This window comes from Promicromonospora sp. AC04, from assembly GCF_003058225.1.
GTDB lineage: Bacteria > Actinomycetota > Actinomycetes > Actinomycetales > Cellulomonadaceae > Promicromonospora.
Genome location: NZ_QBUG01000004.1, coordinates 134,573 through 155,698, shown reverse-complemented (window position 1 = coordinate 155,698; position 21,126 = coordinate 134,573). Strand labels below are relative to the sequence as shown.

Below are 21,126 nucleotides of genomic sequence, written 5' to 3'. Positions count from 1 at the left end.
CCATCCATCGAGGGGGACGCATGGCAACCCAGGCAGTAGCGCTCCAGAGGCGCGACATTGAGCGTCTGCTCCAGGCTGCTGGTGACGCGCGGGCGCTCGAACAGCTCGCCACGAGTGATGACCGCGCGGCCGTCATCGTCGTCGTACTCGCCGCCGAACACGAACCAGCTTCGGTCAAGGACGGACCGACTCGTCTCGCCGCCATCGACCGGGTGGAGAGTCCGGGGGCGGTCAGGCCGCGGCGTGGTGCACTTGCTCGTCGCAGGCGTGAGGTCTGCAAAACGCAAGAGGGGCTCGCCATGGAAGTCGGCGTGCAGCGGTCCACGGTCGCTCGCTGGGAGTCCGGGGATACGACGCCGTCGCTGTGGGCGCGGCCACGGATCGCGAACGCGCTCGACGTGACACTCGACCTGCTCGACGACCTGCTCGGTGCAACGCCTGACGCCTCGAACGCATCATCGCTCGGGACGGTGACCGTACCGAAGCCGCCTGCCGTCGCGTAGCGACACCGGAACGTGAGGTGACTTGCACGAGCAGTGGGGGACATGGGCGGGCGGCGTCGGTGAGAGCGGGTGAAGGGGCGAGGGGGACCCGCCCCCGCGCCTCCCGCCCGCGTCAGACACAGCATCACCAGCAAACACAACCACCACGCCACGAAACACCAACAAACCAAACCAACACACACATAAAACATCATAAACACACCACAGCACACACAACACCACAAACCACAGACCCGCACACCTACCCCAAAAATCCAGTACGCCTCTTGCAGATCGAGGCACCTAGAGCGGTTCGGGTCGTTTGGTGCGGCCCGTGCACCTCCTGCTGTAGGAGGTGTGCGGATCATGGCGGTGTCGATCGCGAAGATGTCGGCAGGGGATGGGTTCGAGTACTTCATGAGGTCGGTCGCGGCTGGGGACGGGGACCGGTCGATGGGTACCCCGTTGACGCGGTACTACACCGAGACCGGCACACCACCCGGCCGGTGGATGGGCTCCGGTGTCGCTAGCCCCGGGTCCGACGAACTCGGGCGCCTGGTCGTGGGGGACCTGGTGACCGAGGAGCAGATGGCCCGACTGGCGGGCAAAGGCATGGACCCGATCACCGGCCTGCAACTCGGGCGGGCGTACCCGGTGTACGGGCCGGGCAAGGACGGCAAGCCGCGGAAAGCGGTCGCGGGGTACGACTTCGGCTTCGCACTGCCGAAGTCCGCCTCGATCCTGTGGGGCGTGTCCGACGCCGGGATCCAGGAGCAGATCGTGGCCATCCACCACGCGGCCGTCGTGGAGGTGCTCGCGCTCATGGAGCGCGAGCTGGCCGCGACCCGCACCGGAGCCTCCGTCGCCGGCAACGCGGTCACCGAAGCCGGTGAGGGCGGCGCGGTCGCCCAGGTCGGGGTCACCGGGTTGATCGCGATGTCGTTCGATCACTGGGACTCACGGACCAACGACCCGCACCTGCACACCCACGTCGTGGTCTCCAACAAGGTCAAGACCCTCCTGGACGGACACTGGCGATCCCTCGACGCCCGCGGGCTTTACGCGGCTGTGGTGGCGATGTCCGAGCTGCACGAAGCGATCGTGATGGACCACCTCACCCGTCAACTCGGCGTCGGGTGGGAGCTCCGCGCCCGGGCCGGGCAGGGCCGCAACCCGGGCTGGTCGATCACGGGTCTGCCGGACGACCTGCTGGCCGAGTTCTCCACTCGCTCGGAGCAGGTCAACACCCGCGCGGACGAACTGATCGCGCAGCACGTAGCCAAGTACGGGCGCCGGCCGAGCAGGAAGACGATCAACAAGTACAAGCAGCAGGCCAGCAAGGAGACCCGCCCCGACAAGAACCACCACTCCCTGGCCGACCTCACCGCTACGTGGCGGCACCGCACGGCCCGGATCCTGGGCCGGGACGCCACCACGTGGGCCAGTCGACTGGTCTCGAAGGGGCCGCCGCGGGTGCTGCGGGCCGACGACATCCCGCTGGACCTCATCCAGGAGCTGGCCCGGGTGGTGGTGGTCGTGGTCTCGGAGAAGAAACCGGTCTGGGGGCGGTGGAACCTGTACGCCGAAGCCGCCCGGCAGACCAAGTCCCTGCGGTTCGCCACAGCTGAGGACCGGATGGCCGTGCTGGACGCGATCACCGACCGGGCGCTGGGTGGTTCGGTGCGGTTGACGCCGCCTGACCTGGCTAGCACGCCCGCGGAGTTTCAGCGGGAGGACGGGACGAGCATCCTGCGGCCGAAGGACTCGGCCCGGTACTCCTCCCGAGCCCTCCTGGACGCCGAGACCAGGCTCCTGGACCGTGCAGGCACCCGCACCGCAGCAACGATCACCCTGGACGCCGTCGAGCACGCCATCACGAAGGAGGCCACGGGCGGGCGGACCGTGTCGCCGGAACAGGCCGAGGCCATCGCCCGCATCGCGGTCTCCGCGCGCCAGGTCGACCTGCTGGTCGGCCCGGCCGGGACCGGGAAGACCACCACCATGCGCGCACTACGCACCGCATGGGAGCACGAACACGGGCCAGGATCCGTGGTCGGGCTGGCGCCGTCCGCGGTCGCGGCAGCGGTCCTGGCCGAGGACCTGGGCATCGGGTGTGAGAACACCGCCAAGTGGCTCTACGACCACACCCACCACGACGCCCAGTTCACAGCCGGGCAGCTCCTGATCATCGACGAAGCGACACTGGCCGGGACGCTCACCCTGGACCGGATCACCGCGCACGCCGCCGCCGTGGGGGCGAAGGTGCTGCTGGTCGGTGACCCCGCCCAGCTCCAGGCCGTCGAGGCCGGTGGAGCCTTCGCCCTCCTGACCGCAGCCCGCCAGAGCGAAGACAATGTCCCGGAGCTGACCGAGGTGCACCGGTTCACCCACACCTGGGAGAAGCACGCCTCCCTCGCCCTGCGCCACGGACACGACGAAGCCATCGACACCTACCTGGACCACGACCGCGTCCGCGACGGCGACACCCAGACCATGGTCGAGACCGCCTACGCCGCTTGGAAGAACGACCTCGCACAAGGCAAGGCCACCGTACTGGTGGCCGCCGACAGCGAGACCGTCCGGGGGGTCAACGAACGGGCCCGGACCGAACGGCTCCAGACCGGCGCCACCGATCCCGATCGGGCCGTCCGCCTTGCCGACGGGCTGGCGGCGTCGGCCGGGGACACCGTGATCACCCGCCGCAACGACCGCCGCCTACGCACCCGCAACGGAGCCTGGGTGCGCAACGGCGACCGATGGACCCTTGTCAAGGTCCGCATGGACGGATCCGTCGTCCTGCGCCACCCCGAAGCGAAATACGGGAACACGGTCGTGCTGCCCGCCGCCTACGCCGCCGAGCACCTCGACCTCGGCTACGCCGTGACCACCTACCGCGCCCAGGGCCTGACCGTGGACACCGGGCACCTGATCGCCGGGCCGGGCATGACCCGGGAGAACCTGTACGTCGGCCTGACCCGCGGACGGGAGAACAACACCGCCTACGTCATCACCGACACACCCGTAGAAATCACCCCCGACGACTACGAAGACCCCACACCCCGGAGCGTCCTGACCGGAATCGCGCGTACCGTCGGAGCCGAGAAATCCGCCACCCAGACCAGCCATCACGAGAAGGAGCGGTGGGGATCGGTCGCGCAGCTCGCTGCCGAATACGAAACCCTCGCCGCCGCCGGCCAACACGACCGCTGGACCCGGCTGCTTCACCACAGCGGCCTCTCACCCCAGGACGCAGACAGGGTCGTCACGGCGCCTGCGTTCGGTGCTCTGACGGCAGAGCTGCGGCGGGCCGAAGCCGACGGCTACTACGTCGAACACGTGCTGCCCTGGCTCGTGGCCCAGCGAGGCCTGGACGACGCCGACGACCCCGCAGCCGTCCTGCACCACCGCCTCGCCACCACCACCGCCCGACCCGCCCGCTCCGACGGGCTGACCATCCAACGACCCACACCCCGCCGGATCGCCGGCCTCATCCCCGAAGTGGTCGGGCCGATGACGAACGAGTACCGGCAGGCGCTCCAGGAGCGGGCGGCACTGATCGAGCAACGCGTCACCGATCTTGTCCAACGCGCTGTCCGCGACCAGGAGCCATGGCTCGCCGCACTTGGCCCCGAACCAGGCGACACCCCAGCCCGACACACCTGGAACGCCGCCGCACGCACGATCGCCGCCTACCGTGACCGCTACGGCATCACCAGCGTCGCACCACTCGGCAACGACCCAGTTTCTACTGATGCCCAAGCTGTCGATGCTGCACGCGTTGCCGGGGCACTGCGTCGGGTGACACGACCCCCGACCGTGCTTGCACGGCGGCCAGGCGCGACACGCCATGCGCGAGGTATCGGCATGTAGCCGGAGGGCGCTGGCTTGACGGTTGATCGATCTTGCACGGCCGCGCCACCGCAACAGGCTTTGGTCGAGCCGTCAGCACCGATTGCTACGGATCGGAGCGCCTATCGAAAGGGGACGGCATGCTCCGCGCCAGCAGGATCGCGCGTTCTTCGAGGCGATTATTGTCGTCGTCGTTGAGGTTCGCGATCATCGCGTGCACGACAACGAGGCGGTCTTCGCGAAGGTCTGGATCGGTCTGGTGAGTGCGAGCCCTGTAGCCGAGGTTCCGGATTGCGCGGCGCCCGCACCGGCGGAACTGGGCGACGCCCTCGGTGTCGTCCTCCGCGAAGTGTTGGACAACCTGGAAGTCGATCTCCAGTACGCGCATCATGCTGGCCACCAACTCGTCATCGTCCACGAGTGCCACGCCACGCCGCACGTCAGCCACCGGTCTCGCGGATCACGAGGTGAAATCAGTACAGGCCGCCCCGCGCGAGGGCTGATCCTCGATCGATCGCTCAGCCCGTCGAGGCCGTGGCGCCACTGGCGGCGAGCGTCACCCCGGAATAGACCCATGAGCTGCTCGCGCTCATCAGCGGTACGGGCGGGGGCAGAGGTTTGGAGGATGCCGTGGCCAGCCTGGTGAGACCAGGCTGGCCACTCAATGCTTCAGCCCCGTCAAGCTTGCTCGGCGGGACCACGGAGCGTGCTACTTCGTGTCCCGCGGCGGGTTCGGGTCGTTCCCGGGTGTGACGGTGTCCGAGTCGCGCAGTTGCCCATCCCGGCCGTGGATGCGGACTTCTCCGCCTCCGGCATTCCCGACAATCTGGCGGGCACGTTCCACGGCTTGTGCTTGGGTGTCGACGTGAGCGCTCGCGCGCTTGCTGGCGGGGGCGACGACGTCCCACCCACCTGTCTTGTTCGGCACGACGTGCCGCCTGTTCTTGTTGTTCATCTTGGTCCTATCCATCTCGATTGTTCTTCGAACTGTTCCTTGTTCCTGTGCGCCGAGGCGGTGCAGGGCAAGTGGGCAGGCGACCATGTGGCGCCCGTCGCGCCTGCCATTAGATGTCCTGTGTCTATCGCCAGGTTCTCGTGCGCCACCACCGGCCGGCGGTGCGAGCGATGCGCCGCCACCACCGTGCATCGTTGAGCAACTGGTGCTGCAGATCCCGGTCATCGCGTTCCAGGGCACGTCGCTGCGCGGTCGGCGACTGCTGCGGGAGCCAATGCACGATGCTGTTGGTGATGAGGTAGTGCGACCGGCACGCGAGCGCGCCGTTACCGATCGACGGGGCCAAGGTGACCGTGTGCCTGTCGGTGGTCAGAGTCCACTCCGCGGGCCCGAGCGGTGTGACGACCTTTGATCCGCAGCCGCACAGGCAAAGGTGGGCTACGATCTCGTACTTCGCGCTGATGTACAGGGTGTTCGGCGCGAGCTTCACCGGTACCGCGTTGACGAAGGTGTGGTCGATGTGGGTCACGGCCGGTCCTCGGCGATCGTGTTGTCGTCGGTCGAGTAGATCGATGTGGTCCCTTCGACCGCGTCCAGGTAGTACCCGTTGAGCCGCTTCCATGCCAGGACGGCCAAGGTCGCGTTCAGGGCGTTGAGTTCAGCGATCTGGATGTTCGAGCCGTACTCGTCTTTGCCTGTGCCGACGGGGATGTGTGCGCGCGCTTGTGGCGTGCTGACGGAGATGCGGACTGCGGCGAGGAGTTGCCCCTTTGGACCGGCCCGGTCGACACCCAGGCCGACGTCGATGAACGAGACGTCTGCGGCTTCGAGCGCGGTCACGAGTTCGGTGCGGGCGGGTCCGTCGTCGACCGCGAGGAACACAAAGTCGTACTGCGCCAGTTCGGGGACATCCTCGGCGGTGACGTACAGGTCGTGCGCGACGACGCCTTCGCGGAATACCTCTGTCTGCTTGGCCCAGTACGAGGCCTTGTTGGGCTCCGTGCGCAGCTCCTCGACGCTGATCGCCCGCGGGGCACGAAAAGCGTTGTGGGACAGCAACACATCTCCGTCATAGAGGTGGATCTCCGCGACTGGGGTCTTCATGAGAAGGTCGAGGAGGTAGGAGCCGGTCCCGCCAATGCCGACGATGGCGAGCCGCTGTCCCTGCAAGGGCTCGGCGAGGTCTGTGATCCCGGCCCGCGGTGTGGCCGAGTCGGCATATCGGAACGGTGACTTGTGTGCTGTCGATCCGTCGGTGCGCCCGAAGGTGCGGGCGGATGCGCCCGGCTCGATCGACTGTGCCCACCGCTCGATCAGATCCACGTAGTGGGTGACCTTGTCGTGCAGATCCAGGTACGTGCCGTTGGTTGGCTTGGACGACAGCAGAAATTGTGCAACTACGCCGGGCGTCAAGGCCGAGTGGTCGGGCCCAGCGACCAAGCGGGTCAGCGGGTGGCCCTGGTCGTCGCTTGGGTGGTCTCCACAGAACTTCAGCGTGTGATCACGCGGAGGGAGCAGGCGGTCTCCTGCGTACTGCAGCGGATCACCGAGGGTGACTCGGTGGACGGTTCCATTCGGGTCGACGGCAGGCACGTCGTGAATGAGAACCGCGCCCTCGACGACCTCGATGTTGAAGCCTTCGCTCTGCAGTTGCTCGATAGCTTCCTCAGGAGCGAACGGTGGCCTTGACAACGAACCTCATCCCCTTCTTTACCTTGACGCTCTGGCCCGGTCGCAGGATCCCCGTCTGGTTGTCGTGGGGCCCACGGCTGTACTTGACGGAGTACTCCACGTCCCCGGTGGCTCCGAGGTCGGCGAGTTCGACGATGCGCTCGAACGTCAGCTCGCGCTCCGTGACGTCGACCTCAGTGCCGTTGATGACGACCGGGGTGGTCTTGCTGTGCTGGGGCTTGCTCAGAATCTCGGCCGCCATGACCGCGTCCTCCTAGTTCTGTTGGGCGTCAATCTGGCTGACCTCCGCTCCGTGAGAAGTTTGCCTCCCTGTCACCATGGCTGTCAACAGAATCGTGATAGGTTTGTTAGATTGACATTCGTTCTGGTTGGGGACATACTGGTTCAGTGCCCAGCGAAGAGAGGATCAAATCGTTCTACCTGGACCTCGGCCAGCGTGTTCGGGCGGGCCGTGCGCGGACGAAGATGTCCCAAGCTGATCTGGCGACGCGACTGGGCTTGACTCGGGCATCGATCGCGAACCTCGAAGCGGGCCGGCAGCACCCCGCTGCACATCAGGCAGCGATGATCGCCGAAGTGCTGGAAATCCCGATTCAGGATCTGTTGGCGGCCGCACCCCATGCCGTTGACCCAACGGAGACCCAACATGCCGCGCTCAGGAAGTGGGCGCGGAGCCAGGCCAAGACTGATACCGAGGAGACGTCATGACACGCCTGCCGGATCGAGTGAAGGCCGAGAAGCATGCAGCCGAACTCCTGGAGCGGCTGGCGGTCCGAACGATCCCCGTACCGGTCGAAGAGATCGCGGCGAGTCTGGGGGTAAAGCTTGTTCACGAGTCGTTGGATCCCACGGTTAGCGGGCTATTGCTCCGCGAGGGTGGTACCAAACTCATCGCGGTCAACAGCGGGCATCATCGCCGCCGGCAGCGCTTCACGGTTGCCCACGAACTCGGGCACCTCCAGATGCATAAGGGTGAGTACATCGTCGACTCGACCGTTCGGGTGAACCGGCGCGACGGACTCTCCAGCATGGCCACCAACGACGAGGAGATTGAAGCGAACGCCTTCGCGGCGGCCTTGCTTATGCCTCGTTCGCTCGTCCACGAAGCGATCGGCCGGCTGCGGGCTTCGCAGATGGCGAACCCCGCCCGTGCCACCGAACTACTTGCCGAACAGTTCGGAGTGAGTACTGAAGCGATGGGGTACCGACTGATCAACCTCGGGCTGAGTTCCTGACGCCGCTTTCCCAGCCTGTCGCGTGAGGGCGCGCATCACAGTGCCTTCGACCCCCGTGGTTCTCCCACTGCGCTCCTCCAGCCGGAGATCACGAGGTCGGGACGACAAGGATGTGGATAAGCATCTGCACCAGATTCCGGTCGAGTCGTGACACGGTTCCTGACACGATTGCCGCCCGTGACACGCAACATGACACGGTTCCAGCGACCCCCGGCGCCAACGCTTGCCTACGGATGCCAACCGTGTCAGGCTGAGCGCGAGCGGCGCAGGAATGGCGGAATCTAGCCGTTCTCGCACCATTACCAGGGCTAACTCAGCCCACTCAAGACAGCCTTGTGAGCGAGCGTCGAAACCCGCTCCACCAGCAGGGGGTCGCGGATTCGAGTCCCGCTGACTTCACCAACGCCCACCAGGGCCGATATCTTCGGCTCGCGGTGGGCGCAGTAGTAGTTCCGAGTCCCTCAAAGCCAGAGATAACGCTTCACGCCAGCGCCACCCCAGGCGGAGTCGGCGGCGGGACGTCGGGCTGGGGCGTCGTCGACCTGGGCGATGCGGTGCCGATGACGGGAGCAGCGCCGACGACGGCAACGAAGCCGCTGAGGAGCAGCCAGACGAGCGTGTATCCGTTGGCCCATCAACCAGCGCAGCAAGAGTGTCCAGGGTCAGAGCGATGGCGATCGCGGCCGGTGCGGTGGCCAGCGAGTTGTTCGTCCCGACGCCACGTATGCCCAGCGGTCGGCGACGGTCGTAACCGGGCACGACGCGTCTGCGGGGGTCTCCGCTGATCCGTTCGGCGGAGACCCCCGCAACCCCGATCCCCGGATCGGCGCGGTGCGTCAGAGGCGAGCTTTCGTGCCTGTCAGTCCATGAGCCAGAGCTGGTTGTCGCCGCCGTTGCACGGCCACTGGCTGAGGACGGTGCCGCTGGTGGTGTTGTACCCGGAGACCTCGAGGCATTGGCCGGTGGCGACGTTGCGGAGCATGGAGTAGGCGCCGATGACCGGGATCCGTTCCCACTTCTGGTTGTTGCCGCCGTTGCAGGTCCACTGGTTGGCTGTCGCGCCCTGCGTGGTCGAGGCGCCGTAGATCTCCAGGCACTGGCCCGAGTGGGTGGCCCGGAACTCGTAGGTGTTGCCGTTGCGGGTGGTCTGCCACAGCTGGTTGTCGCCGCCGTTGCAGCTGCCCTGCCTCACCTCGGCCCCGGCCGTGGTGCTCGCGAACCAGACGTCCGCGCACAGCTGGGAGTGCCTGGTCTGCAGGACGACATCCGACTTGCCCAGCGGGGCGTCGAGGATGGGCCACCCGCCGGCGAAGCTCAGCTGACGGATGTCGAGCGTCTCGCGACCGCCGTTGTCCGCGTCGTAGTAGTGGTAGGCCAGGTAGCGGTCGGTGCCGTCGGTGTAGACGTCGCCGCCTCCGGCCGCCACGCGCGGCCATGCGCCACGCAGGATCACGGTCGTGCTCCCGTCGACCAGGTTCCGCCCGCTCTGGTCGACGTACGGCCCGGACACCGACGTGGCGCGCCCGACGACGGTGTTGTAACCGCTGCTGGTGCCGTTGCAGCAGGTCCCGGTCGGCGCCAGAAGGTAGAAGTACCCACCGTCCTGGACGATCGAGGCGCCCTCCATGTTCGTGGCGAGGTGCCAGAGGTTGTGGTCGGTGGTCGAGAGCTTGCCGGTCGACTCGTCGAGCACGTGCAGGTAGATGCCGCCGAAAGAACCCCAGGCCAGGTACATGCGCCCGTCCTCGCCGCGGACGACGTCGGGATCGATCGGATAGTTCACGTCGGTGACCATGCCCCGGTCGGTCCAGGGACCGGTGGGGCTCGGGGCCGTCAGGAGGCCCATGGCCGCGTAGTCGACGCCCCAGATGGCGGTCCCGTAGTAGAGGTGGTACTCGCCGTCGAAGTAGTTGATGTCGGGGGCCCAGATGTTCGGCGGCGTCGTCCCGCCGTGCGCCTGGGTGACCCAGGCGGGCGTGGACTCCCAGACGTTGCCGATCTTCTGCCAGCCGCCCGCCGGCGTGGACTGGCAGGTGCGGTAGACCATGATCGACCCGCTGGGGTTGGCCGGGTCGTTCTCGAACCCGGTCGTGTAGGCGTAGTAGCAGCCGTTGACCTTGATGATGCTCGGGTCGTGCAACCGGGTCTCGCCGTCGAGCGCTGAGGCGGGTGCCGCCACGAGCGAGCCGATCATGAGGATGAGCGCGGTACCGAGGGCGGCGAGCAGGCCGCCTCGGGGTCGCCGGAGCTGGTGCATCTCGACTCCTTTGTCGTGGGTGTGCGCACGGGACGCTGCGCTGGGCACGGGACCCTAGCAGGACTTTAAGCGCTTAAACAAGAGGTTGTCCCAGGCCGCTCAGCGCGACTGATCGCGGCTCGCGCCTGCGGCTATCCTCTGAGACATCGGAGACCGAGAGGGGGTGGACCGGTGCCGGCGACGCCGAAGAAGACCAACCCGAGCATGCTGGACGTAGCGCGGCATGCGGGCGTGTCCATCGCGACGGTCTCCAACGTCATCAATCGACCCGAGAAGGTCTCCAAGGCGACGACCGAACAGGTGCGGGCCGCCATCTCCGAGCTCGGGTTCGTTCGCAACGACGCGGCCAGGTCCCTGGCCACGGGCACGACCAGCTCGATCGGCATGGTGCTCGCCGACCTGGACAACTCGTTGTTCGTGGACATGGCCCACGGCGCTCAGCAGGGCGCCGACGCGATCGGGCTGCGTCTGCTGCTCGGGAACGCCGCGTGCGACCTGGACCGGCAGGACGACTATCTGCGCCTGTTCGACGAGGCGCGGGTCGGCGGGGTCCTGCTGTCGCCGATGGAGGACTCCCTGGCCGGGATCGAGCGGATGCGCTCGCACGGCCGACCGATGGTGCTGCTCAACTACGACCAGGACGGAATCGAGTGCTGCACCGTCCTGGTCGACAACGAGGAGGTCGGCTACCTCGCCGCGCGGCACCTCATCGAGACGGATTGCCGGCGGATCGCCTTCGTGGCTGGGCGCGACTACTACCAGCCGGTGCACGCCCGCCGTGTCGGCGTGCAACGGGCCGTGCGCGAGGCCGGGGGAGCGGTGCTCGAGGAGATCGACACCGACGGTCTGGCCTTCGAGGACGGCGTGGCCGTCGCCCGTGCCCTCGGCGAGCGGTCCACCGCTCAACGCCCGGACGGCATCGTCGCGGTCACCGACGACATCGCCAACGGCATCGCGGACGGGCTCCACGCTGCCCTCATCGCCGAGGTTCCGGGCGACATCAGCATCGTCGGGTGCGAGGACAACCGCTCGGCCCGCAGCGGTCCCGTGGCCCTGACCGCGGTCCAGCTGGAGGGCGCCAAGATGGGACAGGCCGCGGCCGAGCTCCTGCTGGAGGAGATGAACAACCCCGCCGGCGAGCATCGCCACCGAACCGTCGTGGTCCGCCCTGGCCTGGTGGTCCGGGCGAGCACGGCGGCCGCGCCGCTCGGGGTCTGACCGGCCCCTGGTTGACACCGCGTGACGGGCGTCTGTATGGTCCGCGACTTAAGCGCTTAAATCCGCGCGACCCTGCCGTTTCAAGGAGGAAATGCTGTGGACGCTTCATCTCTGTCCGGACCCCGGTCCCGACGCCTGATCCCCGTTGCCGCGTCGGTGTCGGCGATCGCACTGCTCGCGGCCTGCGGCGGCGGCAGCCCCTCCGGAGGGAACGACACCTTCGGGCTGCTCATCAACGATGACAACCAGATCGTCCAGGACGCCCTGACGTCGCTCAGCACGGGAGCGTGCACCGACGCGAACGAGGCGCTGCCCCTCGAGATCGAGACCGTGCCGCAGTCGGGCCTGGACCAGCAGCTCCAGCTCCTCGGCGGCCAGGACGCGCTGCCGGCGCAGTTCGCCGCCAGCGGGTCGCCCGCCGTCACGAAGGGCCTCGACGAGGCCGGCCACACGCTCGACCTCGAAGCGACCCTCACCGAGCTCGGCGTCGTCGACGACATCGAGCCGGCCGCGATCTCGACGATCGAGAACCTGTACGGCGGCCTCATCGTCCTGCCCTACCAGTTCAACATCGAAGGCGTCTGGTACAACAAGCAGCTCTTCGCCGACAACGGCATCGAGGTACCGCAGACCTGGGACGAGCTCACCGAGGCGGCCGCCCAGCTCCAGGAGGCCGGCGTCACGCCGCTCTCGGCGTCCGGCGAACAGGGCTGGCCGATCACCCGGCTCATCAGCGGCTACCTCTACCGCTCGCTCGGCCCCGACGCGCTCCAGCGGGTGGCCGACGGCGAGGCGAAGCTGACCGATCCGGAGTACGTGGAGGCAGCGCAGGCGATCGCGGACCTCGGCGCAGACGGCTACTTCGGCCAGGGCGTCGGCTCGATCGACTACGACACCGCGGTCTCCCAGTTCCTGACCGGCAACGCCGGCATGTTCTACATGGGCTCCTGGACGCTCGGCGCGTTCAACGACCCGGCACAGAACCAGATCGGCGCGGAGAACATCGGCTTCTTCGGGCTTCCTGAGGTCGCCGGGGGCGCGGGCTCCGCCGACCAGCTCCCGGCCAACGTGGGACTCCCGATCGCCGTGTCGGCCAAGGCCTACGGCGACGACACCGGCGCCTGGCTCTCCTGCATCGCGGAGAACTACGGCGCGACCTCGCTCGGCGACCAGGGCACGATCTCCGGGTTCAAGGTCAACGGCGATGTCGCCGAGGTGCCGGAGCTGACGCAGTCCGTCCAGGACACGATCGCAGGGACCACCGAGACGACGCTCTGGTTCGAGGCCCTGTTCGGCGCCAAGGCCACCACGACGAGCCAGCAGAACGCCGCGCCGCTGGTGTCCGGGTCGATCAGCGCCGAGGACTTCATGGCGAAGATCCAGGCCGACCTCGACGCGGAGAAGTAATGCACGACGTTCTGGGTGATCGCCGAGCGGTCATCATCCTCCTAGGACCGGCACTGGCGGTGTACACGCTCGTGATGCTGGTGCCGGTCCTGTGGTCGCTGGGCCTGACGTTCTTCGAGGGAAACGCCCTGACCGGCTTCGGCGCCGTCGGCTTCCAGAACTTCAGCACCCTGTGGACCGACCCCCGGATCCTCGACTCGCTGTGGTTCACCGTCCGCTATGCCGTCGTCATCACGGTCGGGCAGGTGCTCCTCGGGTACCTGCTGGCGCTGCTGTACGTGTTCGCGCTGCGCAAGGCCTCCAGCCTCATCCGCACGCTCGTGTTCTTCCCGATCGTGCTGCCCACCGTCGCGGTCGGCCTGATGTTCCAGCAGCTGTTCGCCGTCGCCCCGCAGAACGGGCTGGTCAACGAGGTGCTGAACCTGGTCGGCATCGCCAGCGTGGACTGGCTCGGGAGCGCGGACACCGCGTTCTGGGTCCTGGCGGCCATGGACGTCTGGCGGTCGATGGGGTTCTACGCGGTCCTGCTGTACGCGGGCCTGGTCGACATCCCCGAGGACGTGCTCGCCGCGGCCCGGCTCGACGGGGCGACGGGCTGGCAGATGATCCGGCGCATCGTGCTCCCGCTGTCGATGCCGGTCCTGCTGGCCGCCCTGATCTTCAGCATCAACGGCACGCTCAAGGTGTTCGACTCGATCGTGGCCCTGACGAACGGCGGGCCGGGAGACGCGACCACGCCCCTGACGCTCTACATGTTCCAGACGTCGTTCTCCTACGGCCAGTACGGATACGGCAGCACGATCGCGCTGGTGCTGACCGTCCTGAGCCTCGGCGTCACCTTGTTGATCTTCCGCTCCTCGCGACGCGACCTGACCCAGGACTGACCGATGACCACCAGATTCTTCCGGCGGCTGCCGCTGCGGGCTGCGATCGCGATCCTGCTCGTGATCGAGATCTACCCGCTGGTCTGGCTCCTGCTCGGGTCGTTCAAGACCCAGAACGAGTTCCTGTCCGAACCGAGCTGGTCGCTGCCCTCGCACCTGAGCTTCGACAACTACGTCGCGGCGTGGACGCAGGGCAACCTCGCCACCTACGCGCGGAACAGCCTCCTGGCCGTCGTCCCGTCCCTGGCGCTGATGATCGTGCTGGGCGTCGCGGCCGCGTTCGCGCTCGAGGTGCTGGTGTGGAAGGGCCGCCACGGGGTGCAGCTGCTGTTCCTGGCCGGGGTCATGGTGCCGTGGCAGATGATCCTGCTGCCGCTGTTCACGACCTACTTCGAGCTCGGGCTCGCGGGGACGCTGTGGCCGCTCATCATCACCTACACCGCGACCGGGCTGCCGTTGACCGTGTTCATGATGGCCACCTACTTCCGCTCGGTGCCACGCGAGGTCTTCGAGGCGGCGGCGCTCGACGGCGCCGGCATGGTCCGTGCGTTCTGGGCGGTCGGGTTTCCCATGGTGCGCAACGCGGTCTTCACCGTCGCGCTGGTGCAGTTCTTCTTCATCTGGAACGACCTGCTCATCGCGCTGACCTTCACGATCAGCGACGACCTGCGCACGATCCAGGCCGGACTGCTCAGCTTCACCGGCGAGTTCGGCCAGACCGCCTACGGCCCGCTGTTCGCGGCGATCTGCACCAACGTGGTCGGCACCCTGCTGCTGTACCTCTTCCTCAACCAGAGGGTCATGAAGGGCCTGACCGCCGGATCGGTCAAGGGATGAGCCCCGAGCCGGACCTGCCCCGCACCCTCCACGCTCCCGACAGGAGATCGCACCCGTGACGCAACCCGCCGTCGACGCCCCGACGTTCGAACACCACCGCGAGGCGCTCGGCATCGGCGAGAGCGCGCCGCGCGTGAGCTGGGTCGTCACCCGTGCCCCGGACGGGTGGCGCCAGGTCCGCGCCGAGCTGGAGCTGGAGCTCGACGGCCGGCGGCAGACCAGGATGGTGGACGGCGTCGAGTCGGTGCTGGTCGCCTGGCCGTTCGAAGCCCTCCGCTCGCGGGAGGGCGCCACCGTGCGCGTCCGGGCCTGGGGCGCCGACGGCGAGGCGAGCTCGTGGAGCCCGCCCGCCGCGGTGGAGGCCGGCCTGCTCGAGCCGTCCGACTGGCAGGCGGTGGCCATCGGCCCGGCCTGGGACGAGGATCCCGGGTCGCTGCGCAGGCCGGCCCTGCTGCGCAGCGAGTTCCACCTCGGGTCCCCGGCGGTGTCGGCCCGGCTGTACGTGACCGCGCACGGGCTCTACCAGGCCGAGATCAACGGCATCCGCGTGGGCGACGACGAGCTCGGTCCTGGCTGGACGAGCTACCACCACCGGCTCCGCTGCTACACCTACGACGTCACCGGGCTGCTGCGAGAAGGGCCCAACGCGATCGGGGCGCACCTGGCCGACGGCTGGTTCCGCGGCCGGCTGGGGTTCGGCGGCGGCCATGTCAACCTGTACGGCGAGGCGACCGCTCTCCTCGCGCAGCTCGAGGTGACACACCCGGACGGGAGCCGCACCGTCGTCGCCACCGGCCCCGGATGGCAGGCCGCACCAGGCCCCGTCCAGTGGGCCGGGCTGCTGGAGGGCGAGACCTACGACGCGCGGGACGAGATTCCGGGCTGGTCGGAGGCCGGCTTCACGGGTGCCGGGTGGACTCCGGTCGCCAAGCGGGACCTCGACGTCGACCGGATCGCCGCCCCGACCGGACCGCCGGTCCGGTGCACCCAGGAGATCGCTCCGGTGAACGCCCGGCGGACCGACGACGGACGCGTCATCCTGGACTTCGGTCAGAACCTCGTCGGGCGGCTCCGCCTCGACGTCGCCGGCCAGGCCGGTGAGACGATCCAGATCCGCCATGCGGAGGTCCTGGACCAGGCGGGGGAGCTGTGCACCCGTCCGCTACGCGGCGCTGTCTCCACCGATCGCTACGTCCTCAAGGGTGGGGACCGTCAGACCTGGGAGCCGCGCTTCACGATCCACGGCTTCCGGTACGCCGAGATCACCGGGTGGGGCGACCGGCCGGTCGACGGCGGGATCGTCGCCCGGGTGCTGCACACCGACATGCGGCGGACCGGCTGGTTCGAGTGCTCGGACCCGATGCTCAGCAGCCTGCACGAGAACGTCGTCTGGAGCATGCGCGGCAACTTCGTGGACCTGCCCACCGACTGCCCGCAGCGCGACGAGCGGCTCGGCTGGACCGGCGACATCCAGGTGTTCGCGCCGACGGCGAGCTTTCTCTACGACTGCTCGGGCGTGCTCACCTCCTGGCTGCAGGACGTCGCCGCCGAACAGCTGCCGGACGGGACGGTCCCCTGGTACGTCCCCACGATCCCCGGGGGCGACCAGTGGACGCCGCCGCGGCCCGGGGCCGGGTGGGGTGACGCGGCGACACTGGTCCCGTGGACCGTCTTCGAGCACTTCGGCGACACCGAGGTCCTGCGCCGCCAGTGGCCGAGCGCGCGTGCCTGGAACGACCTCGAGCACGAGCTCGCCGGCGACGACCACGTCTGGGACACCAGCTACCAGCTGGGGGACTGGCTCGACCCCACCGCGCCACCGGACGACCCGGCGGACGGCCTGACCGACCCGCACCTGGTCGCGACCGCCTACTACGCGCGCTCGTCGGCCGTGCTCGCCGCGACGGCGGCCGAGCTGGGCCGGGCTGAGTCGGACGAGCTGGCCGTGCGGGCAGCTCAGGCCCGCGACGGATTCCGGGGCCGCTACCGCACCGGTCCGGGCCGCCTGACGTCGGACTCCCAGGCGGCCTATGCGATCGCGATCATGTTCGGCCTGTTCGAACCCGAGGAGGAGCCGGCCGCCGGGCAGCGCCTTGCCGAGCTCGTGCGCGAGGCCGACGTCCACCTCACGACCGGCTTCCTCGGCACACCGGTCCTGCTCGACGCGCTCACCCGGACCGGACACCTCGATCTGGCGGTCGAGCTCATCCTGCAGCGCTCGGCCCCGTCGTGGCTGTACCCGGTCACGATGGGCGCGACCACGATCTGGGAGCGCTGGGACAGCATGCTGCCCGACGGCGACGTCAACCCGGGCGACATGACCTCGTTCAACCACTACGCCCTCGGAGCGGTGGCCGACTGGATGCACCGCACGATCGCCGGCATCGCCCCGACCAGCCCGGGCTGGCGCGCCATCCGATTTCGCCCCGGCGCGGAGAGCGGGCTCGACTGGGCGGGGGCCGCCCACGAGACCCCGTACGGCCGCGCCTCCATCGTCTGGAGCAGCACCGGCTCCGCGCTGGAGGTCGAGGTCCGGGTGCCGGCCGGCGCGACCGGCGTCCTTGAGCACCCCGCCGGTGACGTGGAGGAGCTGTCGTCAGGACTCCACCGGCGCTCCTGGCCGAACAGCAGGTAGACCCTGCTCAGGTCATCGACGTGACGGACATTCATCCTCGATCCTCAAGGGCAGCGGGGGGGGGGCGGCGGCCAAGACAGAGCCGCCACCCCCTCCTCATGCCCTCAGCGCTGGGCGCGCAGGCCTGCCGCGAACCCTGCGATCGCCTCTTCGGCGGTGGGGACGGGGCCTAAGACTTCTGCCTGTCGGCTGGTGTCCGCGACGTACTTGCCTGTGTCGAACCACCGGGCCATGGCGGCCATGTCGGGAACCAGCGGTGCCCACCGGCCGATGAGCGCACCAGCGGTCAGAAGGAGACCGGTGGGGATCGCGCGGACCTTCATCTTCGCCCCGGTGATGTTGGTGCTGATCTGGGCGAAGTCGTCCATGCTGATCGGGCGGTCCCAACCGATGTCGATCCGCTCCCCGTCAGTGACGGGCGCGTCGACGGCGGCGGCGAGAAGCTTGGCGAGGTCGGTGGTGAGCACGAAGGTCAGCTTGACCTTCTTGCTGCCCAGCCACGTAGTGGAGTGCTTCTCGAACGGGTTATTGCCGTTCATCTGTGTGATCTGGTCCAGGAACGCACCTGGCCGTAGGGCGACGAAGGGAACGCCGAGGGATTCGAGCTTGTCCTCGGCGAGCTTCTTGTGCCAGAAGTGTGGCACGTCGGGGGTGAGGTGGCTGGTCAGGATGCTGGTGAGCACGAAGCGGCGCACGCCTGCTTCCTTGGCTGCCTCGGCGAGGTTGGCGTTGCCGACGGTGTCGATGTCGTTGGCCTGCTTACCGCCGCGGGTGTAGCCGGCGGCAGTGGTGATGACCGCGTCCGCGCCGGTCATTGCCTTGACGAGGGAGGCCTTGTCGAGCATGTCGCCGCGGGCGATCTCCACGCCGTGCGCTTCCAGCTTGTTCGCGTTCGTCGTGGGGCGCACCAGCGCGCGAACCTGCTTGCCGTTCGCGAGGAGTGCGTCGACGACCTTGCCGCCGAGATCGCCGGTGGCGCCGACGACGAGCACCGGACCCGTGAGCGGAGACGCGGCCTCTTCGGGGTCGGGCGTGTGGGCAGAAGTGGTGTCAGTCATGGTGGGTGTCTTTCTTCTTGTTGATGACGAAGTCGGGCGCGGCTGCGGGCGGGTCAGCTCGTTCGCCGGCCCAGGGCCAGGACGGGGATGATGCGGGTGGTGCGTTCCTGGTAGGCGCGGAACCCAGGACTGATGGTGGTGAAGCGGTCCCACGCCGCGTCGCGTTCTTCGCCCTTGAGGTCGACGACATGGACGGCCACCACCCCGTCGTCGGGGGTCTCGATGGTGGTGTCGGGGTGGGCGAGGAGGTTGTGATACCAGGCGGGGTTCTCCGGGGTCCCGGCCTTGGAGGCGGCGATGAGCCAGGTGTCCGGGTCTTGCCGGATGTACATCACCGGGGTTATTCGTTCTGTGCCGCTCTTCGCGCCGGTGTGGTGCACGAGCACCAGGCTTCGCCCGAAGGGAGCGGAGTTGACGGTGCCGCTGTTGGCGCGGAACTCGTCGATGATCTTCTGATTCCACTGGGCATACTGGTTCTCAGCCATGGTCTGTGTCCTTCCTGCTCAGGCGAAGGTGCCGGCGAGCGCGTCCTCGACCTGGCGCGGCTCGTGCAGGTAGATGGTCTGCTGGTGGACGCCCTGGTCGGCGGAGGAGGCGAGTGAGGCAACGAAGTCGCCGACCTGCTCGCCGGTCAGAGGCGAGCCGGGGCGGGTGCCCTGCGGGCCGAGGAAGGCCATCATGATGACGTCGTTGACGCGGGGTCGCCCGCCAGTCTCCACGGCGAATGCCTCGATCAGCTTCGCCTGCGCAGCAGCGACCACCGCGATGGACCCGGTTCCCGGCATCGGAGCGCGGCCGAATCCGGCAGGGCCGTTGATGGTCGTGTACGAGCCCTCCTGGTTGAGCAGCGGCAGGACCGCTTCGGCGGCGAGATAGTGCGGGTACAGGCGGGTCTCGATGACGTTCTGGAAGTCGGCGAAGCCGGCCCGGAACATCGAGCTCGTCTGGTGCCAGCTCGCGGGGGCAGCGGCCGCGGCGTACAGGTCGTCGGTCAGGTCGCGCAATTGCTGCTGCACATCGGCGGCGCCCTCTGGCGTGCCGATGTTGCCCGTCAGCTCCACGAGATGCTCCGCCTTCTTCGGCCCGAGGCGATGGCGCAGCCGCTCAAGTTTCTCCGGGGAGCGGGAGGGCACGATCACGCGCGCGCCGGCGCGCAAGAACGCGTCAACGAGGAATGTGCCGACGTTGCCGGTGCCGCCGACCACAAGGGTGTCGCGGCCGGCGAGTTCTTCACCGGTGAGGGTGAGCATGGTGGGTTCCTTTCGGTTCACTTCGTGGCTGTCGGGTCGAGGAGGCGCTCGAGCAGCTCGCCGAGGGTGTCTCGTTCAGCGGGGGACAGGCTCTGCGCGAACGCGCCTGCGGCATCGACCGCGTGCATGATCCGGGTCCGCAACGCGTGGCCCTCGGCGGTGGGCTGCAGCATCTTGATGCGCCGGTCCTTGCCGGGGACGCGAGTGGCGAGGCCGCGCTGTTCGAGCTGATCGGCGAGCCCGGTCACGTACGACGGGTCGTAGCCGAGGTGGCCGGCCATCTCGTTCATCGGTGTTGGGCCGGAGAGCACCATGAGGGTGCGGGCGACCGGTACAGGCAGGCCGAACGGCGCGATCGCCACGGCGAATTCCTCTCTTGACCTGTCGGCGAGCAGCACGATCAGCCGAGCAAGCCGGCGCGACTGCGCCAAGCCACGCTGGATCAGCTGATCGGTCACTACCACGACGATACTCCATATGCTCAACAATTGAGTGAGTCAAGCAATGATGCTAACGTCGTTGCTCGCTAGCTTGTTCCACCCGCTCGAGGAGCTACTCATGACCGACACCGCCGCGAAGGGCCGCACCACCGCACGGCAGGGCGCGCGCCCGTTTCGCCCTGCCGTGCTCGCAGGCGGCACCGTCCTCGCCGCCGTGGTCAACCTTTCAGCCTTCTGGATCGCCACCGTCGCCGGAGCGGCCATGCAGGTGACAACCCCGGGCTACCAGGGCATCAGCTGGCCTCTGGTGCTCGTCGCCAGCATCGTCCCGGCCACGGCGGCGGGCGTCGTGACCTGGTTCGTCTCACGCCGGCGTCCCGGCTTCCGGCGATGGGCGCGAGGGCTCGGCGTGGGCCTCGCTCTGCTGTCGATCGTGAGCCCGCTCTTCGTCGCCTCCGACCCGCAGACCGCGATCGCCTTGGCCGTCATGCACCTCAGCGTTGCCGCCGCCTGGTTCATCGGCCTCGCACCCACCCGCCCTCGCAACGCATAGCCACGACCGACAAGGAACAGCGCATCATGACAACCGTCCCCGCTCCCGTTGACACGTACTTCCAGGCGTGGACAAACCGAGACGCCGACCTCCTGGAAACCGTCCTCGCCCCGCAGGTGGCCGTGACCGGACCCCTCGGACACATCGACGGCGCCATCCAGTACCAGCAGGCTCTCGGCCACATCTTTTCCATCACCCGGCGCATCGACATCATCAGGCAATGGGTCGACGGGCCCGACACCCTGACCTGGTTCGACCTGCACCACGCCAACGACACCAGCTCGGTCCCCGTCGCGAACTGGGTCCACGTCGAAGGTGACCTCATCACCGAGGTCCGCATCGCTTTCGACGCACGCGTCATCCTCCGCTAACCC

General features: G+C 68.2%; 21 protein-coding genes. 11 read left to right on the top strand and 10 right to left on the bottom strand.

Translation table 11 applies throughout. The features are described from left to right. The first annotated feature begins 20 nt into the window (after nt 1-20). Both C8K30_RS12325 and mobF read left to right on the top strand, forming a co-directional pair. The gene (locus C8K30_RS12325) at nt 21-503 is read left to right on the top strand and encodes a helix-turn-helix transcriptional regulator (protein WP_108493206.1); all 483 of its coding nucleotides are present in this window, start codon (nt 21-23) and stop codon (nt 501-503) included. A gap of 345 nt (nt 504-848) precedes the next feature. After that, nucleotides 849-4,352, top strand: a complete 3,504-nt coding sequence (mobF, locus tag C8K30_RS12320; protein WP_108493205.1) for a MobF family relaxase — start codon at nt 849-851, stop codon at nt 4,350-4,352. An 85-nt stretch (nt 4,353-4,437) separates the two neighbouring features. Here mobF and C8K30_RS12315 read toward each other — a convergent pair whose 3' ends face one another. The 5 genes from C8K30_RS12315 to C8K30_RS12295 all read right to left on the bottom strand — a co-directional run bounded on the left by C8K30_RS12315 (nt 4,438) and on the right by C8K30_RS12295 (nt 7,219). Next, nucleotides 4,438-4,749: a hypothetical protein gene (locus C8K30_RS12315; RefSeq protein ID WP_146197454.1), complete on the bottom strand. Its 312-nt coding sequence runs from the start codon at nt 4,747-4,749 to the stop codon at nt 4,438-4,440. A 291-nt stretch (nt 4,750-5,040) separates the two neighbouring features. Continuing rightward, complete coding sequence (locus C8K30_RS12310) at nt 5,041-5,286, bottom strand: DUF2188 domain-containing protein (protein WP_108493203.1); 246 nt, start codon at nt 5,284-5,286, stop codon at nt 5,041-5,043. A 124-nt stretch (nt 5,287-5,410) separates the two neighbouring features. After that, the gene (locus C8K30_RS12305) at nt 5,411-5,815 is read right to left on the bottom strand and encodes a DUF6527 family protein (RefSeq protein WP_108493202.1); all 405 of its coding nucleotides are present in this window, start codon (nt 5,813-5,815) and stop codon (nt 5,411-5,413) included. Next, a complete protein-coding gene (locus C8K30_RS12300; RefSeq protein WP_108493201.1) occupies nt 5,812-6,978 on the bottom strand; it encodes a ThiF family adenylyltransferase in 1,167 nt (388 codons plus the stop codon). Before C8K30_RS12300 ends, C8K30_RS12305 begins: the two co-directional genes overlap by 4 nt. Further along, nucleotides 6,953-7,219: a multiubiquitin domain-containing protein gene (locus C8K30_RS12295; RefSeq protein WP_108493200.1), complete on the bottom strand. Its 267-nt coding sequence runs from the start codon at nt 7,217-7,219 to the stop codon at nt 6,953-6,955. The genes C8K30_RS12300 and C8K30_RS12295 overlap by 26 nt, the downstream gene beginning before the upstream one ends. A gap of 146 nt (nt 7,220-7,365) precedes the next feature. On the opposite strand from C8K30_RS12295, the gene C8K30_RS12290 reads away from it, so the two are divergent. Then, the gene (locus C8K30_RS12290; RefSeq protein WP_108493199.1) at nt 7,366-7,686 is read left to right on the top strand and encodes a helix-turn-helix transcriptional regulator; all 321 of its coding nucleotides are present in this window, start codon (nt 7,366-7,368) and stop codon (nt 7,684-7,686) included. Then, nucleotides 7,683-8,213 carry an ImmA/IrrE family metallo-endopeptidase gene (locus C8K30_RS12285; RefSeq protein WP_108493198.1) on the top strand — a complete coding sequence of 177 codons (531 nt, stop codon included), beginning with the start codon at nt 7,683-7,685 and terminating at the stop codon, nt 8,211-8,213. Before C8K30_RS12290 ends, C8K30_RS12285 begins: the two co-directional genes overlap by 4 nt. A gap of 859 nt (nt 8,214-9,072) precedes the next feature. Here the strand turns inward: C8K30_RS12285 and C8K30_RS12280 are convergent. Then, nucleotides 9,073-10,470, bottom strand: a complete 1,398-nt coding sequence (locus C8K30_RS12280; RefSeq protein WP_108493197.1) for a family 43 glycosylhydrolase — start codon at nt 10,468-10,470, stop codon at nt 9,073-9,075. Nucleotides 10,471-10,641: 171 nt separating this feature from the next. Between C8K30_RS12280 and C8K30_RS12275 the strand changes: the two genes are divergently transcribed. The 5 genes from C8K30_RS12275 to C8K30_RS12255 all read left to right on the top strand — a co-directional run bounded on the left by C8K30_RS12275 (nt 10,642) and on the right by C8K30_RS12255 (nt 17,451). Then, nucleotides 10,642-11,688, top strand: a complete 1,047-nt coding sequence (locus tag C8K30_RS12275; protein ID WP_199230463.1) for a LacI family DNA-binding transcriptional regulator — start codon at nt 10,642-10,644, stop codon at nt 11,686-11,688. Nucleotides 11,689-11,784: 96 nt separating this feature from the next. Then, nucleotides 11,785-13,095, top strand: a complete 1,311-nt coding sequence (locus C8K30_RS12270) for an ABC transporter substrate-binding protein (RefSeq protein ID WP_233257151.1) — start codon at nt 11,785-11,787, stop codon at nt 13,093-13,095. Next, on the top strand, nt 13,095-13,979 hold the full coding sequence (locus C8K30_RS12265) for a carbohydrate ABC transporter permease (protein WP_108493196.1): 885 nt from the start codon (nt 13,095-13,097) through the stop codon (nt 13,977-13,979). The genes C8K30_RS12270 and C8K30_RS12265 overlap by 1 nt, the downstream gene beginning before the upstream one ends. A gap of 3 nt (nt 13,980-13,982) precedes the next feature. After that, the gene (locus C8K30_RS12260; protein ID WP_108493195.1) at nt 13,983-14,816 is read left to right on the top strand and encodes a carbohydrate ABC transporter permease; all 834 of its coding nucleotides are present in this window, start codon (nt 13,983-13,985) and stop codon (nt 14,814-14,816) included. Nucleotides 14,817-14,871: 55 nt separating this feature from the next. Then, the gene (locus C8K30_RS12255; protein WP_108493194.1) at nt 14,872-17,451 is read left to right on the top strand and encodes an alpha-L-rhamnosidase; all 2,580 of its coding nucleotides are present in this window, start codon (nt 14,872-14,874) and stop codon (nt 17,449-17,451) included. 104 nt (nt 17,452-17,555) lie between these two features. Here the strand turns inward: C8K30_RS12255 and C8K30_RS12250 are convergent, their stop codons facing one another. From C8K30_RS12250 to C8K30_RS12235, 4 genes are read right to left on the bottom strand one after another with little or no spacing between them, the layout of a single operon-like run. After that, nucleotides 17,556-18,509, bottom strand: coding sequence for an SDR family oxidoreductase (locus tag C8K30_RS12250; RefSeq protein WP_108493193.1), 954 nt, complete (start codon nt 18,507-18,509; stop codon nt 17,556-17,558). A gap of 53 nt (nt 18,510-18,562) precedes the next feature. Continuing rightward, entirely contained in the window at nt 18,563-18,994 is a 432-nt protein-coding gene (locus tag C8K30_RS12245; RefSeq protein WP_108493192.1) for a nitroreductase family deazaflavin-dependent oxidoreductase, read from the bottom strand. A gap of 18 nt (nt 18,995-19,012) precedes the next feature. Next, a complete protein-coding gene (locus C8K30_RS12240; RefSeq protein WP_108493191.1) occupies nt 19,013-19,759 on the bottom strand; it encodes an SDR family oxidoreductase in 747 nt (248 codons plus the stop codon). Between the two features lie 17 nt (nt 19,760-19,776). Next, nucleotides 19,777-20,217, bottom strand: coding sequence for a MarR family winged helix-turn-helix transcriptional regulator (locus C8K30_RS12235; RefSeq protein WP_108493190.1), 441 nt, complete (start codon nt 20,215-20,217; stop codon nt 19,777-19,779). A gap of 100 nt (nt 20,218-20,317) precedes the next feature. Between C8K30_RS12235 and C8K30_RS30700 the strand changes: the two genes are divergently transcribed. After that, nucleotides 20,318-20,752, top strand: a complete 435-nt coding sequence (locus C8K30_RS30700; protein ID WP_158280996.1) for a DUF6069 family protein — start codon at nt 20,318-20,320, stop codon at nt 20,750-20,752. 26 nt (nt 20,753-20,778) lie between these two features. Beyond that, nucleotides 20,779-21,123, top strand: a complete 345-nt coding sequence (locus C8K30_RS30695) for a nuclear transport factor 2 family protein (protein ID WP_158280995.1) — start codon at nt 20,779-20,781, stop codon at nt 21,121-21,123. The last annotated feature ends 3 nt before the right edge of the window (nt 21,124-21,126 follow it).

Coding starts and splice junctions, on each gene's coding strand:
- C8K30_RS12325 (WP_108493206.1), top strand. CDS start 21: ATGGCAACCCAGGCAGTAGCGCTCCAGAGGCGCGACATTGAGCGTCTG.
- mobF (WP_108493205.1), top strand. CDS start 849: ATGGCGGTGTCGATCGCGAAGATGTCGGCAGGGGATGGGTTCGAGTAC.
- C8K30_RS12310 (WP_108493203.1), bottom strand. CDS start 5,286: ATGAACAACAAGAACAGGCGGCACGTCGTGCCGAACAAGACAGGTGGG.
- C8K30_RS12295 (WP_108493200.1), bottom strand. CDS start 7,219: ATGGCGGCCGAGATTCTGAGCAAGCCCCAGCACAGCAAGACCACCCCG.
- C8K30_RS12285 (WP_108493198.1), top strand. CDS start 7,683: ATGACACGCCTGCCGGATCGAGTGAAGGCCGAGAAGCATGCAGCCGAA.
- C8K30_RS12280 (WP_108493197.1), bottom strand. CDS start 10,470: ATGCACCAGCTCCGGCGACCCCGAGGCGGCCTGCTCGCCGCCCTCGGT.
- C8K30_RS12265 (WP_108493196.1), top strand. CDS start 13,095: ATGCACGACGTTCTGGGTGATCGCCGAGCGGTCATCATCCTCCTAGGA.
- C8K30_RS12260 (WP_108493195.1), top strand. CDS start 13,983: ATGACCACCAGATTCTTCCGGCGGCTGCCGCTGCGGGCTGCGATCGCG.
- C8K30_RS12250 (WP_108493193.1), bottom strand. CDS start 18,509: ATGACTGACACCACTTCTGCCCACACGCCCGACCCCGAAGAGGCCGCG.
- C8K30_RS12245 (WP_108493192.1), bottom strand. CDS start 18,994: ATGGCTGAGAACCAGTATGCCCAGTGGAATCAGAAGATCATCGACGAG.
- C8K30_RS12240 (WP_108493191.1), bottom strand. CDS start 19,759: ATGCTCACCCTCACCGGTGAAGAACTCGCCGGCCGCGACACCCTTGTG.
- C8K30_RS30700 (WP_158280996.1), top strand. CDS start 20,318: ATGACCGACACCGCCGCGAAGGGCCGCACCACCGCACGGCAGGGCGCG.
- C8K30_RS30695 (WP_158280995.1), top strand. CDS start 20,779: ATGACAACCGTCCCCGCTCCCGTTGACACGTACTTCCAGGCGTGGACA.